Consider the following 17279-nt stretch of genomic DNA (forward strand, 5'->3'; position numbering starts at 1 on the left):
ATATAAAGAACAAATAGATTGAATCGCTATTTTTCAAGCAGTCTCGGGATAAGCTCGACAAAATTGCAGGGGCGATGACGGCTATCGAGCTGGGTGTCCAATATGCCGTCCCAGCCGTCTTTGACCGCGCCGTTGGATCCGGGAAGGGCGAATATATAAGTGCCTCGTGCAACCACGGCGCAGGCGCGGGATTGCACCGTCGAGGTGCCGATCTTGGCGATGCTCAGATAGCGGAACAATTCGCCGAATCCGGGTATATCCTTGTCCTTGACCGCATCCAGCGCTTCCGGTGTAATATCGCGCCCGGTCAGGCCGGTTCCGCCGGTGGTGATGATGACATCGACCTGCTCGTCGTCAATCCACTGGTGGAGTTGAGCGACAAGAATGGATTTGTCGTCTCTCAGCAGATTGCGATAGATTAATTTGTGGCCCTTTTTCCCGATCCGGCCGGCCAATATATCGCCCGATGTATCTTCTTTTGCCGTGCGCGTATCGGAAACGGTCAACAGCGCGATGTTGATCGGTTTGAAGGTCCGGCTTTCGTCAATTGGCATCGTCGCTCTCCGCGTTATTTCCCCGCCGAGAATAGCTTAGTCCGCTTTGCTTTTCCAAGACATAAAGAATAGGGGTTTGCGCAGGTTAACTATCCGTCTAATCGATGGGTTAATGTCTAATGTCCCGGATCTTACTGCTGTAATCTTAGGCCTCATCCTTGCCGCCTGGCTGGGGGCTGCTGCTTGGGCGATCTGGACTGGCCTGGCGATGAAGAACAAGGCGGACGCGACGTTGCGCCAGTCGGGACGGCTGGGACGTTTGCTTGAAACCTCGCCTGCATTGCCGTTGCTGGTGCGATCCGACGGAAAACTGGAAGCGTCGCAGCGACTGATGCACTGGCTTGGTTTCGATCATCTGCCAGCGCATATATCCGAATTGCATGATAACGACCGGGGCATCGGTCGGAAAGACCTCGAAGATCTGATGCAGGACGTCAATCTTGCCCAGAAAACTGGCAGCAATTTTGTTCGCGCGATCAAGGTTGCTGGCTCGGACAAGGCGCTGCTGATCCGTGGCAGTCTGGCTGATCAGAAAATCGCACCCAATGGCAGCGCATTGCTATGGGTTTTTGATGCGACCGACAGCGAAGGGCAGATCGAGAAGCTGCGCGACGAGAATGAAGCGGCCCGCGCGGCCTTTGATGCGCTCTCCGCCTTGATAGAAGCGGCCCCGGTTCCGATGTGGCACCGCTCGCCCGACCTGCGTCTGACTTTGGTCAACAGTGCCTATGTTGCCGCCGTTGATGCAGAGGACGGAGCGCAAGTGATCGCCAATGGTATCGAGCTGGTGGAAACCATCGACGGTTTCCGCCCGGCTGATGCTGCTGAAAAGGCGAAAACGCAGGGTGCGCCGCTGGAGAGGATCGTCGCGACGACCATCGGCGGCGAGCGGCGGATGACGCAGGTGGTCGATGTCCCCCTCGGGAAATCCGGAATCGCCGGCTATGCCATCGACATTCAGGAACTGGAAGACGCGCGGCGGGAGCAGAGGCGCTTCGGTGAATCGCAGCGCGACATGCTCGACAAGATTTCTGCCGGTGTTGTCCAGTTCGATGCCGATAGATCGCTGAAATTCTGCAATCTGCCATTCCAGCGGATTTTCTCGATGCGTCAGCAGTGGATAGCGGAACGACCCGAATTTCCGCGGGTACTGGACCGGATGCGCGAAATGAACCGTATCCCGGAAGTCCGCGATTTTCCCGAATGGCGGGAAGAACGGACGGGCTGGTTCCAGTCGACGAACGGAACCGAGGAAAACTGGCTTCTCGCCGATGGCACCCATTTGAGAGTGCTGGCCAATCCGACACCGGATGGCGGATTGCTGGTTATATTCGAGGACCGGACCGAACAGGTGCAACTGGCGAGCGCGCGCGATACATTGCTACGGGTCAGGACCGCGACCTTTGACAATCTGTTCGAGTCCCTTGCCGTGTTTGCCGCCGATGGAAAATTGAATATCTGGAACCATCAATTCGCGAAAAACTGGGGTCTGGATGAAGACGAGCTCGGCAAGCATCCGCGGGTTGACCGGCTGATGCAAAATATGGCGCAGCAATTGAAGCAGCCCGCCCGGATTTCGGAAGTGCGTGAGATGGTACGCAGCGCGACGACCGAGCGCGAACAAAGAGGCGGGCGGATCAATTTTGCCGACGGCCGCCGCTATGAATTTGCCGCCATCCCGCTGCCCGACGGCAATGCGCTTTTTACCATGCTGGACATCTCGGACAGCTACCGGATCGAACAGGCGCTGCGCGAGCGTAACGAGGCGCTGGTGGAAGCGGATTCGATCAAGGGCAGTTTCCTGTCCAACATGAGTTACGAGTTCCGGACTCCGCTGACGTCGATCGGAGGCTTCGCGGAGCTTCTCGATCAGGGGATTGCCGGACCGCTGACGGATCAGGGCCATGAATATGTGCGGGCGATTCTCCAGTCCGTCAAACGCCTTGGTACCCAGATCGACAATGTTCTCGACCTGAGCCAAAGCGAAGCTGGCGCGCTGCCGATCGCCAAGGACAAGGTCAATCTCAACAAGTTGATCGAGGATATTGCCGGCCATTTTGCCGACGACGCAAAGGCCAAATCTATCGAGGTGGAATTGCAGCTGGATGCGACGCTCGGTTCCGCCATGGCCGACAAGAAACGGCTCAGCCAGGCTATCTCGCAAATCGTCGACAATGCGATCAAATATACCGGCGACGGCGGGCGGGTTCTCATTCACGGTTCCGGAAATGTGAAGCAGGCGATAATCCATATTTCCGACGATGGCCCGGGGATGACCGCGGGGCAGCAATCAAAGGCTTTTGACAGTTTCGCGCGCTCGCGTGATCAGAAGGCGACGGACAAAGTGGGCGGCCTCGGCCTCCCTCTGGCGCGCCAGCTGATCATGGCGCACGGCGGCGATCTGACGCTGACATCCGAACCGGGGCAGGGCACGCTGGTAACCCTGCGCCTGCCGAGACAATGATGATATGATGTTGCTGGAAAGCGAGCAAGCGACGCTGGATGTTGGGCGAAAACTGGGCGCGTTGCTGCGTACGGGGGACAAGCTTGCGCTGAGCGGCACGCTGGGCGCCGGCAAGACCACGCTGGCGAGAGGCATATTGGAAGGGCTGGGCTATGGCGATGAAGTGCCGAGCCCGACTTTCGCGATTGTGCAGCAATATGAACCGCCGGAAACCAGAATTCCGGTTGCGCATGTCGACCTGTACCGGATCGAGGATCAGGAGGAAATTCCGGAACTTGGTCTCGAGGAGGCGCTGGAATTTGGCGCGATGATTGTCGAGTGGCCGGACCGGATGCCCGACAGTTTCTGGCATGATGCACTCAGGATTGAACTTGAAATAACGGGAGACGGCAATCGTCGGTTGACTTGGACAGCCGGGGACGCTTGGAAAGATCGATGGCCACTGACATGAAACCGCCCGTAGCAGCGGCAGAATTTTTGACCCAAAACGGGTGGGAGAATGCCCGGATTTCGCCGGTCGCCGGGGATGCGTCTTTCCGTCGCTATTTCCGTGTCGAGGCAGGAGGCCGCAAGGCGATCCTGATGGACGCGCCGCCACCGCATGAAGACCCGAAACCGTTTATCGCGATTGCCGAATATCTGACGGGTTCCGGCTTTGCTGCACCCGAGATTTTTGCGCGCGACCTGCCGCAGGGCCTCGTCCTTCTGGAGGATTTCGGTGATCAGCGGATGCGCGAGCATCTCGACCACAAGCCGGAAGACGAAGAGCCGATCTACCGTCAGGTCATCGATCTGTTGCAGGCATTGCATCGGGTACCGGCTGCGGAACTGCCCGCTTATGACGAGCAGCAATATTTGCGGGAAGTGAATTTGCTGACCGAATGGTATTGTCCGGCGCAGCAACTGGACGTGGATACAGAGGGTTTCGAAGCGATCTGGCGAGAAATTCTTGCACCGGTCATCGCTGCGCAAAACCCGCCGGTCACGGTGATGCGCGATTATCATGCCGAGAATATCATGCTCCTCGAGGGCGACCGGCTTGGCTTGCTGGATTTTCAGGACGCGCTGATCGGCCATCCTGCTTACGATCTTGTGTCGATGTTGCAGGATGCCCGCCGCGATGTGTCGGACGAGCTGGAAGCAACCATGCTCACATATTATCTGGCTGATCACGGCGACGAAGCGGCCGCCGAATTTCGCGGTCACTATGCTATTTTGGGCGCGCAGCGGAACACCAAGATCATCGGCATTTTTACCCGTCTTTGCATGCGGGACGGCAAGCAGCGCTATCTGGATTTCCTGCCCAGAATGTGGCGCTTGCTGGAGAAAGACCTGCGTCATCCGGCGCTTGGACCGATGAAACAGTGGTTTGACCGGAATATTCCTGCGGAAGTCCGGAGCAAGCCGATGCCGATGGCGGAAGCAAGCAAATGACGAAGGTCGACACCGCGATGATCATGGCCGCCGGACTGGGGAAGCGCATGCGCCCGCTTACCGAAAGCCGTCCGAAGCCTTTGGTTGAAGTGGCTGGCAAGGCGATGATCGATCATTGTTTCGAGAAGCTCGTAGAAGCCGGAATCGGCAAGGCTGTCGTCAATGTTCATTATCTCGCCGACATGATGGAAGCGCATCTCGCGGCCTTGCCCTACCCGATCGATATCCGGGTCTCCGACGAACGGTCTGAGTTGTTAGAGACCGGCGGCGGCCTGGTGCAGGCAGAGCCGCTGATCGATGAAGATATTTTCTTCTGCATCAACAGCGATAATCTCTGGACCGACGGGCCGACAAACAGCCTGCAGCAACTGGCGCAAGCATGGGACGGAGACAGGATGGACGCTCTGCTGCTGCTGATACCGAGGGAAGCGGCTCACAATTACAAAGGTGATGGCGACTTCCATCTTGATGACGAGAATCGGATTTCGCGCAAACTTCCGGACCAGAAAGCGCCATTGATTTACTCCGGCATCCAGCTGATTTCAAAACGGCTGCTGCGTGATGCGCCCACCGGTCCTTTCTCGACCAATATTTTCTGGGAGCGCGCCATCGGCGAGGGGCGCCTGTTCGGCGCGGTTCACGAAGGCCAATGGTTCGAGGTCGGCTCGCCGCAAGCGATAGCGCCGACAGAAGCCGCGCTGGCGAATGTCTGACCGCCGCCGGCCATCCATTTACAATATCGCCGCGCATGGCGGCTTCGCCGATGCACTTGCCCAAGGACTGATCGACCGCTTTGCCAAGGACGCCTTCGGGCTAGCCCGCGGCCTCGTTATCCTGCCCAACAACCGCGCCCAGCGGGGCTTGCAGGAAGCCTTCGTGCGGCTGAGTGAAGACGGGCTGTTGCTCCCGCAAATGGCGGTGATCGGCGATCTCGATCTGGATGAATCCATCGGCGTGGCGCTCGATTCCGGCGAACTGGCGCTGGATATTCCGGCCGCCGTCGATCCGATGGACCGGCTGCTCACCTTGGCGCAACTGATCCAGAAAGAAATCCGGCTGCGTGACGACACCATATTGGCCAAGGACGCGCTGCGGCTGGCGCGCGAGTTCGCCAGCACGCTTGACCAGCTGAATGTCGAGGAAATCTCGCTGGCCGACCTGATGAAGACGGAGCCGGAGAGCCTCGACCTGTCCAGCCACTGGCAGGATTCCTATCGCTTCTTCCTGATCATCGCCGAGAAGTGGCGGCAGCAGCTGGAAAAATGGCAGCGGGTGGATCAGGCGGTCCGCCGCAACGCCTTGTTCGGCCATATTGCCAAGAGCTGGAAGACATCGCCACCCGATCATTTCGTCGTTGCCGCGGGCATCACAACCTCCGCTCCGGCCATTGCCCGTTTTCTGGAAACGATATCGTTCATGCCTCAAGGGCTGGTGGTTCTGCCCGACCTCGACCTGATCATGCCGGACGAGGAATGGGACCTGCTCGGCCCGTTCCAGCCCGACCCGGACAGCGGTTACGCCAAGCGCGCGCAGGAAACCCATCCGCAATATCATATGAAATTACTGCTCGACCGCATGTCGATCGCGCGCGGCGAAATATTGCGCTGGCCGCGCACCGGCGAAAGCGGCGCGGCAGCCAAACGCAGCCGGGCGCTGAGCAATGCCTTCGCGATCCCGAAACTGACGGTGCGCTGGCAGACGCTGGACAGCAGCGAGCGCAGCCTCGCCGGGGTGCAGACGGTCGAGGCGCGTAACAGCGCCGAGGAAGCACAGGTCATCGCGCTGCTGGCGCGCGAAGCGCTGGAAGACCCGGATCAGCGGGTGGCGATTGTCACGCCGGACCGGTCTCTGGCCACGCGGATTTCCGCCCATTTGAAACGTTGGGATATCCAGGTCGATGATACCGCAGGCCAACCTTTGGCGAAGCTGCCGGAGGGCGTATTCTTTCTGAACCTGCTGGCGGCCGTTGCCGACGGTTTTCCGCCGGCCGAATTTCTCGCTTTGCTCAAGCATCCGCTGGTGCAGCGCGGCGAGGGGCGGCTGCAATGGCTCGAACATGTCCGCAGGCTCGACCTGCTGCTCCGCGGCCCGCGCCCGGCGCCAGGGCTCACGGGCATCGACGCGCTGCTCAAGGCGGACAATTACCGGACGAAGAAGCTGCGGGAAGCGATCATTCCGTGGTGGAAATCAACCCGCACAACGTTCGAGCCGATCGCGACGCTTTTTGCATCGCCGCTCGACTGGCCGAAACTCCTCGATCAGTTGCGGCAATTGGCCGAGACTTTGACCGATGGCGCGATCTGGGCCGGTCCGGGCGGCCGGGAACTCGCTGATTTGTTGGCCAAGTTGCAAATCCGCGCGGAAATGGGACCGATCCGCATCAAGGCAAATGAACTGCCCGGCTATTTCGAGACTCTGATGGCCGATATTTCCGTGCGCCCGCCCTACGGCGGCCACCCGCGCATCGCGCTATACGGCTTGCTGGAAGCGCGTCTGCAACAGTCCGAACTGGTGATCTGCTGCGGCCTCAACGAGGGCAGCTGGCCGCAGGCGATAACGCCCGATCCGTGGCTCGCGCCGATGATCCGCAAATCGCTTGGTCTGCCGGCGCAGGAACGGCAGATCGGCCTGTCAGCACATGATCTGGTCGGCGCGATGGGAGCAAAGAAAGTCATTCTCTCCCGTGCGCACCGCGATGATTCCGGCCCGGCCATTGCCTCGCGCTTTCTGCTGCGGCTAAAGGGCATGTGCGGCGATAACCTGAAAGAACATCCGCAGGCCCGCGCGTGGCTCTCGGCGATCGACCAGCCGGAAAGCGAACCCGCGCCATATGCACGCCCCGCTCCGTTGCCGAGCAAAGAGCAGCGCCATATCCCGATTTCGGTCACCCAGGTCGACAGCCTGATCGCCGATCCATATTCCTTTTACGCGAAAAAGATCATGGGCTTTGCCGCGCTCGACATGATCGACGCCGATCCGAGCGCGGCCTGGCGCGGGACCATCATCCACGATATTCTCGAACAATGGGCCAAGCAGGACGATTATGCCCCGGCTGCGTTGCGGGAAAGAGCGCAGGCGTTTCTGGATGACCCCGGCCTGCACCCGCTGATGCGCAGTCTCTGGGCGCCGCGCTTGCTGGAAGGGCTGGACTGGATTGCCGCGACGCTGGCGGAGGGCCGCAAGAGTGGCCGTGAACCGCTGGTCTCGGAAATATACGGCAAGGCCGAGATTGCCGGTATAGAACTGTCCGGCATCGCCGACCGCATCGACCGGATGCTCGATGGCGGTATCGGTATTGTCGATTACAAGACCGGAGGCGCGCCGAGCAACAAGGCGGTGGCCGAAGGCTATAATCTGCAGCTTGGCCTGCTCGCTGCCATCGCCGAACTGGGCGGCTTCAAGGATATTGAAGGCGAGGCGGTTGCGTTCGAATATTGGGCGCTGGCGAAAAAGGGCGGCACCGACGATTTCGGCTATGTCCGCTCACCTACAAAAGGGCGCGGCGACAATATCATCCCGGCGGACGCGATGGTCGACCACGCGGTGGCCCGGTTCAACGAGGCGGCCGACCAATATCTCAAGGGCACCGAGCCGATGACTGCCAAGCTGCATCCGGAATATGCCCGCTATGCCGACTATGACCAGCTGATGCGGCTCGAGGAATGGTACGGTCGCGCACCGGCGGAGGCTCCGGATCATGAGTAGCGAAAAGTCAAAAATCTTTCCGCTGAAAGACCGGCAGATCGATGCGGTCGAGCCCGAGACCAATATCTGGCTCAGCGCTTCGGCTGGTACCGGCAAAACCCAGGTCCTGACAGCGCGGGTGTTTCGCCTGCTGTTGACGGAAAAAGTCGACCCCGAGCATATTCTCTGCCTGACCTTCACCAAGGCGGGTGCCGCCGAAATGGCGGAACGGATCAACCGGCAACTGGCCGCCTGGGTGCGGATGGATGATGTCAGACTGGCCAGCGATCTGGCTGCCATCGGCGCATCGACCGCGCCGGAAACCAGAGATCGCGCGCGGACTTTGTTTGCCCGCGTACTCGATGCGCAGGGCGGCGGCCTCAGGATCATGACAATCCACGGCTTCTGCCAGTCCTTGTTAGCTTCATTCCCTGAAGAGGCCGGCATCGCTTCGATGTTCAAGCCGATTGAGGCGCGCGACCAGAAAATTTTGGCGCGTGAGGCTCTCGGCGAACTGCTGCTCGAGGAAGAGCAGGCCGGGCGTCCGCAGATCATCGAGGCAATCCAGCGCCTGAGCGTCCGGATGGGCGAAGAGGCGACCGAACAATTTTTGATGGCCTGCGCGGCCAAGGCGGATGCGATGGAGGGACTGGCCTCTGGTATATTGCCGTTCGTCCGCGGGCTTCTGGGCCTGCCGATTGACGGCGATGCGCAGTCGTGGCTGGCGGATCGCTGCAGCGATGAAGCGATCGACCTTCGCTCGATCACCCTGTTGCGCGATGCAATGGCGGAATCTGGTGGCAAGAAGGAGCAGGAACGGCAATTGGCGATCCGCCTCTGGCTGACCCTCAATCCGCAGGAGCGCGCTGCTGGTTTGGCCGATGTCCACCTGGCCTGGGCGACCAAGACCACCGGCGCACCGCCAAAGCCTACAAAAGGCCTGTTAAAAGCTCTGCCGGACTATGATTTCATTGCCGGTTCGTTGTTTGAGTGGAGCAACGGCCTGCTCGAAAAAGCGGTGCTGTTCGAATATGCCGATCTGTTCGCGGGCGCGTTGGAAGCGGGTCGCGCTTTCTATCATCGCTATGCCGACGCCAAAAGGCTGCACGGCGTCGTCGATTTTGACGACATGATCCGGATGACCGCCCGGCTGTTGCAGAAAAGCGATATGGCGGCGTGGATCCGTTACAAGCTCGACCAGCGTACCGATCATATTTTGATCGACGAGGCGCAGGATACCAATGTCGCGCAATGGGATATTGTCCGGGCGCTGGCCGGCGAGTTTTTTGCCGGCATGGGCGTGGAACCCGAGCGGCACCGGACCCTGTTCACGGTGGGCGACTTCAAACAGGCGATCTTCGGCTTTCAGGGCACCAGCCCGCATAATTATGCCAATGCGCGAACCGAATTTTTCGCTCTGGCAGAGGCATCGGAAAAGCCGTTCGGAGACCTGTCGCTGGACCGTAGTTTCCGCTCGACGCCGCCGATATTGAAGGTTGTCGACGCGACGCTGGAACAGCTTAGCCACGAACAATTGGGGCTCGACCAGAAAATCCCCGAACATCGCAGCAATTATCTCGATTCCAGCGGCAGCGTGACTTTGTGGAAGCCGATTGCCAATACGAGCGACGGTGATGACGAGGATGAGGAATCCTGGGCCAGTGAAGAGAAAAGGGTTTTTGCCCAGCGGCTTGCGGTGCAGATCAAGCAATGGCTGTCGCCGGAAAATCCGCTCTGGCTGGACCGGCAAAACCGGGCGCTGCAACCCAAGGACATCCTGATATTGGTGAGCAAGCGCGACGAGTTGAGCGCGCTGATCGTCGCCCGTCTGTTTGCCGAGAAGGTTCCCGTTGCCGGTATTGACCGTATCCGTCTGAACCAGCCGCTGGTTGTGCAGGATCTGCTGGCCGCCATCCGCTTCGTGCTGCAGCCAAATGACGATCTCAATCTCGCCAGCCTGCTGGTTTCGCCTTTGCTCGGCTGGACGCAAGAGGATTTGCTGGCGCGCGGTCATCGCGGCGAGGCCAATGGCGAGAAGAGCCTTTGGGAATTTTTGCGCCGGCAGGACGGGCTGGGCGAGCAGATAAAGCCGTTGCAGCAATTGCTGGCGATGGCCGATTTCAACACGCCGTACCAGTTTCTCGAGACAATTCTGTCTGGGCCGATGCAGGGGCGGCGCAAATTGCTGGCGCGGCTCAGCCATGCGGCGGTCGATCCGCTGGACGAGCTGCTAGCGACCGCCCTGGCTTTCGAGCGAGACCATATCCCGACCTTGCAGGGTTTTCTCGACTGGTTCGACCGCGGTGATGTCGAAATCAAGCGGGAGCAGGTCGAGGGCGGCAATGAAGTGCGGCTGATGACTGTCCATGGCGCAAAGGGATTGCAGGCACCGCTGGTGATTCTCGCCAATGCGACCTTTGATCCGGCAAGCAAGAAAAGCGGGGGTTTCAGCATCAAACTGGGTGAAGGGACAGATCGCGAACTGGAATATCCGGTGGTGCCGGTCCGCAAGGCCGAGCGTGTCGGCATATTGGCCGAACATGCCGCTTATGCCGACAAGGTCGCGATGGAAGAACATTGGCGGCTGCTCTATGTCGCCATGACCCGGGCGGAAGAACATCTCGTGGTAGCTGGCGTTCTCGGGCCAAGAGCGAAAGGCGAAGTGCCGGAACTGAGCTGGTATGGCGCGATGGAACGCGGCCTGATCGCTCTGGGCAGCGACTGGCGGGAAGACCCGGACTGGCATGCGGTACGGGAATATCGGACGGAGAGCCAGAACCAACCTGCGATAGCGTCTGCTGTCGACGCTGGTAGCAGTCAGGATGTCGGCAAAGCGCCGCCGCCGGATTGGCTATTCCGGTCGGCACCGGAAGAATCGCGCCCGCCGCGGCCCTTGACCCCCTCGCATCTCGGTCCCGACGATGCCAGCAACCCGCCGCCGGACCTGACCATGCGCGATGCCGCCGAACGCGGCATATTGCTGCACAGCCTGTTCCAGCGCCTGCCGAATATCGAGCCGGAACGCCGTACAGATGTCGCCGACCGCTGGCTGGAAAAGCAGAAGCAGATCGCCGACCCGGCCCGCCGTGCAGAGATTATCAAGACGGTTCTGGCGGTCATGGACAATCCGATATGGTCGGCTTTATTCGCACCGAAAAGTCTCGCGGAGGCACCAATAGCGGCGGTCGTCGGCGAACATGTCATTTCCGGTACGGTCGACCGCCTGCTGATCACCGACGATCATATCTATGTCGTCGATTTCAAGACCGGACGGCGGGTGCCCGACAATGCCGACCAGGCGCCCGTTGCCTATCTCCGTCAGATGGCGGCCTATGTCGCCGCGCTGGAGAAAATTTTCCCGGATCGTCCGATCAAGGTCGGTCTGCTCTATTCGCACGGGCCGCAAATGCTGGAGCTTGCCCCGGATCTGATCGAGCGGCACAAGCCCGGCTTTGAGCCGATATGAAAAAGCTTTCCGCTACCGCGCTTGAGCCGAGGCCCGACCATACCTAAATAGGTTCTGAACAATTGGAGATTCGTTATGGCTACCAAAGCAATTACCGACGCAAGTTTTGAAGGCGATGTCCTGAAGGCTGACGGCCCCGTGCTCGTCGATTTCTGGGCAGAATGGTGCGGCCCCTGCAAAATGATCGGCCCCGCGCTGGAAGAAATCAGCGATGAACTGGTCGGCAAGGTGACCATTGCCAAGCTCAACATCGATGACAGCCCTGATGCACCTGCGAAATATGGCGTGCGCGGCATTCCGACCATGATATTGTTCAACAACGGTGTCGCGGTCGAAACCAAGGTCGGCGCGGCTCCGAAAAGCCAGCTTAAATCCTGGCTCGAGTCCAGCCTGCCTGCTTAAGTCTTGAAAATATCCCCGAGCCGCTCGGCTGCTTCGTCCCAGAGTTTCGGTGACGAAGCGCCGAGTAGCCCTTTCCTGCGGTCCGCCGGACGATAGTCCGAACCATCCCAGCGCGCACATTTTCCACCGGCTTCGTTTAGGAATAACACTCCCGAAGCATGGTCCCACGGCAGGGTGCGCTGGAATACCGAAATATGGTTAGTTCCCTCCACCAGCCGCGGATATTGTTCGGCGGCGCATCGGGGGATATCGACAATCTCGTAAAAAGGCTCTGCTGAAGCGAGCAGAGTGTCCCGCTCTTCCGGTGTCATGAACCCGGTCGCCAGCGCAGCAACGGGTCTTTCCGGATGATCTTCGGGAACGGTGACCCGTTCCCCGTTTATAAAGGCACCGCCATTCTTGTCGGCATGGCAAACGCGCCCGGTCAGCGGATCGTATAGCCAGCCAGCAACGGTTTCATTCTCCTCGACCAATGCAATCATGATCCCGAACGGGCCCCGTCCGGCGGCATAATTGCCGGTCCCGTCGATCGGATCAATGATACAGACCTGGCCGTCGGCCAGCTGGTCCAGCACCGATTCATCGGCGGCGAAGGCTTCCTCGCCGACAATCTTGGTTTCCGGCAGCAATGCCGACAGCGCCCCGGCGATATATTCCTCGCTGAGCTTGTCGGCGACGGTGACCAGATCGCCGGGTGTTTTTTCATCGATCTGGTGCGATTTCAGATTCTGGTAATAAGGCATCACGATATCGCGCGACGCGTTTTCGATGATGTCGAGAACGGGCTGATAGAGGCGATGCATGGGTTTAGCTCCTGTAGTCGGCGTTGATTTCGATATAGCCGTGCGTAAGGTCGCAGGTCCAGACCGTTGCCTTGCCGGTGCCAAGGCCGATATCGACGGCAATATCGATCTCTTTGCCTTGTAGGTGCAACACCACCGGTGCTTCGTCATAATCCGGTACGACCAGACCGTCGCGGGCGACGGTGACGCCACCAAATCCGATTGCCAGCTTGTCGCGATCCGCCGGTTCGCCCGCCTTGCCGACCGCCATGACGACACGGCCCCAATTGGCGTCCTCGCCGGCTATCGCGGTCTTGACCAGAGGAGAATTGGCGATCGAAAGAGCAATGCGCTTGGCGCTGTCGTCATTTTCCGCTCCGGTCACCGCAATTTCGATAAATTTGCTCGCGCCTTCGCCGTCGCGGACGACCAGATGCGCCAGTTGCATGCAAAGATCGCTCAGCGCGGCCTGAAAGGCATCGGCGCCATCATCATCGAACGAGCTCAGGGCAGGGGCTGAATTCTGCCCCGTGGCAAAGGCCAGCACCGTATCGCTGGTCGATGTGTCGCTGTCGACAGTGATGCAGTTGAAGCTCTTGCCGGTTGCCGCGCTCAGCATTTGCTGCAGCAGGCCCGCGTCCACCGTTGCATCGGTGAAAATATAACCGAGCATCGTCGCCATATCCGGGGCAATCATGCCCGAACCCTTGATGATGCCGTTGAGATGGACTGTCTGACCGCCGACGATAGCGCTCGTGGTCGCCATCTTGGGGAACGTATCGGTGGTCATGATCGTTGCCGCCGCGTCTTCCCAGCTGCATGGGGCAGCTTCAAACACCGCTTTCAGGCCCGCTTCGGCCTTGTCCTGCGGCAGCGGCACGCCGATCACGCCGGTCGAGGACACGAATATCTCATGTTCCTCGCACCCGAGATGGGCCGAGGCCAGCGACAATATTTTCTGGACCGCTGCCTTGCCCCGCGCGCCGGTAAAAGCGTTGGCATTGCCGGCGTTGACGACCAGACCGCGTGCATTGCCGCCCTTGAGCGCTTCCCGGCAATATTCGACTTCGGGCGAGGGACATTTGCTTTGCGTCAGCACCCCGGCGACCGATGTTCCCGCTGCCAGTTCGACAAAGGTCAGATCGCAGCGATCCCAATCCTTGTAACGAGCGCGGGCTATGCGGGTGGTTACGCCCGCAATATCGGGTAATGCGGGGGATATTGCTGGGGCCAGAGGCGAAAGTTTGTCTGACACTTAACTTGCCTTTATACAATGTTTTGATAGAACGCGCTGATATTGACGAGGCCTTGTCCATGAACGCATATTTTGCAAGTTTTATGTTGCTGCTATTCAACGCTGTCGGCCTGGCCGTGCCTGCGTCGGCTGCGGCTGCAGAACGCATGGTGCCGGAATTGGGCAGCGCCGCCAACCTGTCGGAAGCGGCGATCGTCGATTCATCGTCGGTCATCGAAGTTGCAGGATTTGTCTCACCGGATCATCAATCCTGCGCGGTGGCGGCAGCCTGCGTTACGGCGCCACTCACCATCGTCAAAGCCGGCAGCAAGACGCCAGTCTGGACCGTCGCCACGATGCGTGCCGAAGATGGCGACAAGCTGGAACATGAAGAAGGCGCGCCCTAGCGCCATTTCCGGCCTTGCCGCTATTGAACGGCAAGAAATTCTTCCCAAATTCATCCTGTTCGCGGCCGTCTATCGGCCGGAAAAATATACAAATTGGAAAACATCATGCTCGGCGGTATTGCCAAATCTCTCTTCGGTTCAGCCAATGACCGATATGTAAAATCGATGCAAAAAGTGGTCGACGCGGTCAACGCGTTCGAGCCGGCAATCGAACCCCTTTCCGACGAAGAGCTTGCTGCAAAAACCCTGTCTTTCAAGGAAAGGGCCGCTGGCGGTGAATCGCTCGACGACATATTGCCGGAAGCTTTCGCGGTCGTACGCGAAGCGGCCAAACGGACATTGGGACAGCGCCATTATGATGTGCAGCTGATCGGCGGTATCGTGCTCCATCGCGGCGAAATCGCCGAAATGCGGACCGGTGAAGGCAAGACCCTGGTCGCGACGCTCGCCTGTTATCTCAATGCAATCGGCGGCAAGGGCGTGCACGTTGTCACCGTCAATGACTATCTGGCCCGCCGCGATGCGGAATGGATGAGTCAGGTCTATAATTTCCTCGGCCTGGAAGTCGGCGTGATCGTCCCCAACCTTGGCGAGGACAAACGCCGGGCAGCTTATGCGGCCGACATTACCTACGGCACCAACAATGAATTCGGGTTCGACTATCTGCGCGACAATATGAAGCACGAGCGCGCCCAGATGGTCCAGCGTCCGTTCAACTTCGCGATTGTCGATGAAGTCGACTCCATCCTGATCGACGAAGCCCGGACACCACTGATTATTTCAGGACCGACCGATGACAAGTCCGACCTCTATTTGCAGGTCAACGCAGTGGTTCAGAATATCACCGAAGACGATTATGAAAAAGACGAGAAGACGCGCAATATCTCGCTGACAGAAGAGGGCACGGAAAAGGCGGAACGTCTGCTCGAGGAAGCCGGTCTGCTGGTTGGCGACAATCTCTATGATTTCGAGAATACCCAGGTAGTCCACCATCTGAACCAGGCTCTGATGGCCAATGTCATGCGCAAGCGTGATACCGATTATATCGTCAAGGAAGGGAAGGTCATCATCATCGATGAATTTACCGGCCGGATGATGGAAGGACGACGCTGGTCCAACGGCCTGCACCAGGCGGTTGAAGCCAAAGAAGGCGTCCAGATCGAGCCCGAAAACCAGACCATGGCTTCGATCACTTTCCAGAATTATTTCCGCATGTATCCCAAATTGTCCGGCATGACCGGCACCGCCGAAACCGAAGCGGCAGAATTTTTCGAAATCTACAAAATGAATGTCGTCACCATTCCGACCAACAAGCCGGTGCTGCGGATCGACGAAAATGACGAGTTTTACAAAAATACGCTCGACAAATTTGCCGCCATTGCAAAAACCGTCAAGGAGCATAGCGACAAGGGGCAGCCAGTATTGGTCGGCACCGTCTCGATCGAGAAATCCGAACTGCTCTCGGACTTCCTGAACAAGGAAGGCGTGGTGCATAATGTTCTCAATGCCCGTTTCCATGAACAGGAAGCGCATATCGTGGCCCAGGCCGGTTCTCCCGGCGCCGTCACAATCGCGACCAACATGGCTGGCCGCGGTACCGATATCCAGCTTGGTGGCAATATCGATTTTCGAATCGAGGAAGAACTTGCCGACGTGGAAGAGGGGCCGGAACGAGACAAGGCCATTGCCAAGATCGAGGAAGAAGTGCGGGCACTGCGCGCAACGGTGAGAGAGGCCGGCGGTCTGTTCGTTCTCGGCACCGAACGGCACGAAAGCCGCCGGATCGATAACCAGCTGCGCGGCCGCTCCGGTCGTCAGGGCGATCCCGGACTGAGCCGCTTCTATCTCTGTCTCGAGGACGATCTGCTGCGCATTTTCGGCACCGAAACGATGTTCGCCAAGATGATGAACAAAAATCTCGAAGATGGTGAAGCAATCGGCGGCAAATGGCTGTCCAAGGCCATTGAAACCGCACAGAAAAAGGTTGAAGCGCGCAACTATGAAGCGCGCAAGCAGGTTGTCGAATATGATGACGTGATGAACGACCAGCGCAAGGTGATCTACGAACAGCGCTCGGAAATCATGGATGCCGACACGGTCGGTGATGTCGTCGAGGATATGCGGCATGAAACCGTCAATGCGATTGTTGCCGATGCCTGCCCGCCGGGCACTTATCCGGAACAATGGGATATCGAGGGTCTGAAAACCCGCGTCGAGGAAGTGCTGAATCTCAAGCCTGATTTTGCCAGCTGGATGCAGGAAGATGCGCTCGAGCCGGAAATCATCGAAACCCGTCTCTCCGATATGGCCGATGCCGAATTTGAAGCCAAGGTGGCACAGGTCGAAGGCGACAAACCCGGTGTCTGGGCGCAAATCGAAAAATCGATCCTGCTCGAATTGCTCGACCATCACTGGAAAGAACATCTGGCCACCCTCGATGCGCTGCGGCAGGTGGTTTTCCTGCGCGCCTATGCCCAGAAAAAGCCGCTCGACGAATATAAGCAGGAAGCTTTTGGCCTGTTCGAACGGATGCTGGAAATTATCCGCGAAGGCGTGACCAAGACCATCGCGGTCAGCGAATTCCACCGGCAGGATGAACTTACGGTGCCGGACTTGCCCGAATTGCCGGATTTCCTGACCACGCATATCGATCCGTTAACCGGCGAAGATAATAGCAATGATATCGATGGCGGCACGCTGGGAACGGTTTCCACGTCCTTGCCGCCACGGCAATCGGGACAGCTGGAAAATCTTGCAGAGGGCGCCACTGTCAGCCGCAATGCTCCATGCCCTTGCGGTTCGGGACGCAAATACAAGCATTGCCACGGCAAGTTCTGATCTGAAACGCAGCG

Annotated in this window: 12 protein-coding genes; 9 read left to right on the forward strand and 3 right to left on the reverse strand. The window is 58.8% G+C overall.

All coding sequences use genetic code 11. From position 1 onward, the window contains the following. Positions 1-26: 26 nt before the first annotated feature. Positions 27-554 (reverse strand): molybdenum cofactor biosynthesis protein B, encoded by a 528-nt coding sequence (moaB, locus tag AACZ86_RS05335; RefSeq protein WP_339690032.1) that lies wholly within the window; start codon positions 552-554, stop codon positions 27-29. Between the two features lie 112 nt (positions 555-666). Here moaB and AACZ86_RS05340 point away from each other — a divergent pair, with 112 nt between their 5' ends. The 7 genes from AACZ86_RS05340 (at position 667) to trxA (ending at position 12004) form a co-directional block, all read left to right on the forward strand. Continuing rightward, positions 667-3018: an ATP-binding protein gene (locus tag AACZ86_RS05340; protein WP_339690035.1), complete on the forward strand. Its 2352-nt coding sequence runs from the start codon at positions 667-669 to the stop codon at positions 3016-3018. 7 nt (positions 3019-3025) lie between these two features. Then, the gene (tsaE, locus tag AACZ86_RS05345) at positions 3026-3469 is read left to right on the forward strand and encodes a tRNA (adenosine(37)-N6)-threonylcarbamoyltransferase complex ATPase subunit type 1 TsaE (RefSeq protein ID WP_339690267.1); all 444 of its coding nucleotides are present in this window, start codon (positions 3026-3028) and stop codon (positions 3467-3469) included. Further along, positions 3466-4452 carry a phosphotransferase gene (locus tag AACZ86_RS05350; RefSeq protein ID WP_339690037.1) on the forward strand — a complete coding sequence of 329 codons (987 nt, stop codon included), beginning with the start codon at positions 3466-3468 and terminating at the stop codon, positions 4450-4452. The genes tsaE and AACZ86_RS05350 overlap by 4 nt, the downstream gene beginning before the upstream one ends. Beyond that, positions 4449-5165, forward strand: a complete 717-nt coding sequence (locus tag AACZ86_RS05355; RefSeq protein WP_339690040.1) for a nucleotidyltransferase family protein — start codon at positions 4449-4451, stop codon at positions 5163-5165. The genes AACZ86_RS05350 and AACZ86_RS05355 overlap by 4 nt, the downstream gene beginning before the upstream one ends. After that, complete coding sequence (gene addB, locus AACZ86_RS05360; protein ID WP_339690043.1) at positions 5158-8157, forward strand: double-strand break repair protein AddB; 3000 nt, start codon at positions 5158-5160, stop codon at positions 8155-8157. Before AACZ86_RS05355 ends, addB begins: the two co-directional genes overlap by 8 nt. Further along, positions 8150-11602 (forward strand): double-strand break repair helicase AddA, encoded by a 3453-nt coding sequence (addA, locus tag AACZ86_RS05365; RefSeq protein WP_339690046.1) that lies wholly within the window; start codon positions 8150-8152, stop codon positions 11600-11602. The genes addB and addA overlap by 8 nt, the downstream gene beginning before the upstream one ends. Before the next feature lie 75 nt (positions 11603-11677). Beyond that, positions 11678-12004: a thioredoxin TrxA gene (gene trxA, locus AACZ86_RS05370; protein ID WP_339690048.1), complete on the forward strand. Its 327-nt coding sequence runs from the start codon at positions 11678-11680 to the stop codon at positions 12002-12004. On the opposite strand, the gene AACZ86_RS05375 is transcribed toward trxA, so the two are convergent. Together AACZ86_RS05375 and argJ are read right to left on the reverse strand one after the other, a co-directional pair. Continuing rightward, positions 12001-12807: an inositol monophosphatase gene (locus AACZ86_RS05375; RefSeq protein WP_339690050.1), complete on the reverse strand. Its 807-nt coding sequence runs from the start codon at positions 12805-12807 to the stop codon at positions 12001-12003. The genes trxA and AACZ86_RS05375 overlap by 4 nt on opposite strands. Positions 12808-12811: 4 nt before the next feature. Further along, positions 12812-14041, reverse strand: a complete 1230-nt coding sequence (argJ, locus tag AACZ86_RS05380; RefSeq protein ID WP_339690052.1) for a bifunctional glutamate N-acetyltransferase/amino-acid acetyltransferase ArgJ — start codon at positions 14039-14041, stop codon at positions 12812-12814. Between the two features lie 59 nt (positions 14042-14100). Between argJ and AACZ86_RS05385 the strand changes: the two genes are divergently transcribed. Beyond that, positions 14101-14427 carry a hypothetical protein gene (locus AACZ86_RS05385; RefSeq protein WP_339690055.1) on the forward strand — a complete coding sequence of 109 codons (327 nt, stop codon included), beginning with the start codon at positions 14101-14103 and terminating at the stop codon, positions 14425-14427. A gap of 105 nt (positions 14428-14532) precedes the next feature. Next, on the forward strand, positions 14533-17265 hold the full coding sequence (secA, locus tag AACZ86_RS05390; protein WP_339690269.1) for a preprotein translocase subunit SecA: 2733 nt from the start codon (positions 14533-14535) through the stop codon (positions 17263-17265). Positions 17266-17279 lie beyond the last annotated feature (14 nt).

It is taken from the genome of uncultured Parasphingorhabdus sp., assembly GCF_963975735.1.
In the GTDB taxonomy this organism is placed as follows: domain Bacteria; phylum Pseudomonadota; class Alphaproteobacteria; order Sphingomonadales; family Sphingomonadaceae; genus Parasphingorhabdus.

Bases quoted from the DNA above. Each gene is read 5' to 3' on its own strand.
- moaB (WP_339690032.1), bottom strand. From the start codon at position 554: ATGCCAATTGACGAAAGCCGGACCTTCAAACCGATCAACATCGCGCTG.
- AACZ86_RS05340 (WP_339690035.1), top strand. From the start codon at position 667: ATGTCTAATGTCCCGGATCTTACTGCTGTAATCTTAGGCCTCATCCTT.
- tsaE (WP_339690267.1), top strand. From the start codon at position 3,026: ATGTTGCTGGAAAGCGAGCAAGCGACGCTGGATGTTGGGCGAAAACTG.
- AACZ86_RS05350 (WP_339690037.1), top strand. From the start codon at position 3,466: ATGAAACCGCCCGTAGCAGCGGCAGAATTTTTGACCCAAAACGGGTGG.
- AACZ86_RS05355 (WP_339690040.1), top strand. From the start codon at position 4,449: ATGACGAAGGTCGACACCGCGATGATCATGGCCGCCGGACTGGGGAAG.
- addB (WP_339690043.1), top strand. From the start codon at position 5,158: ATGTCTGACCGCCGCCGGCCATCCATTTACAATATCGCCGCGCATGGC.
- addA (WP_339690046.1), top strand. From the start codon at position 8,150: ATGAGTAGCGAAAAGTCAAAAATCTTTCCGCTGAAAGACCGGCAGATC.
- trxA (WP_339690048.1), top strand. From the start codon at position 11,678: ATGGCTACCAAAGCAATTACCGACGCAAGTTTTGAAGGCGATGTCCTG.
- AACZ86_RS05375 (WP_339690050.1), bottom strand. From the start codon at position 12,807: ATGCATCGCCTCTATCAGCCCGTTCTCGACATCATCGAAAACGCGTCG.
- AACZ86_RS05385 (WP_339690055.1), top strand. From the start codon at position 14,101: ATGAACGCATATTTTGCAAGTTTTATGTTGCTGCTATTCAACGCTGTC.
- secA (WP_339690269.1), top strand. From the start codon at position 14,533: ATGCTCGGCGGTATTGCCAAATCTCTCTTCGGTTCAGCCAATGACCGA.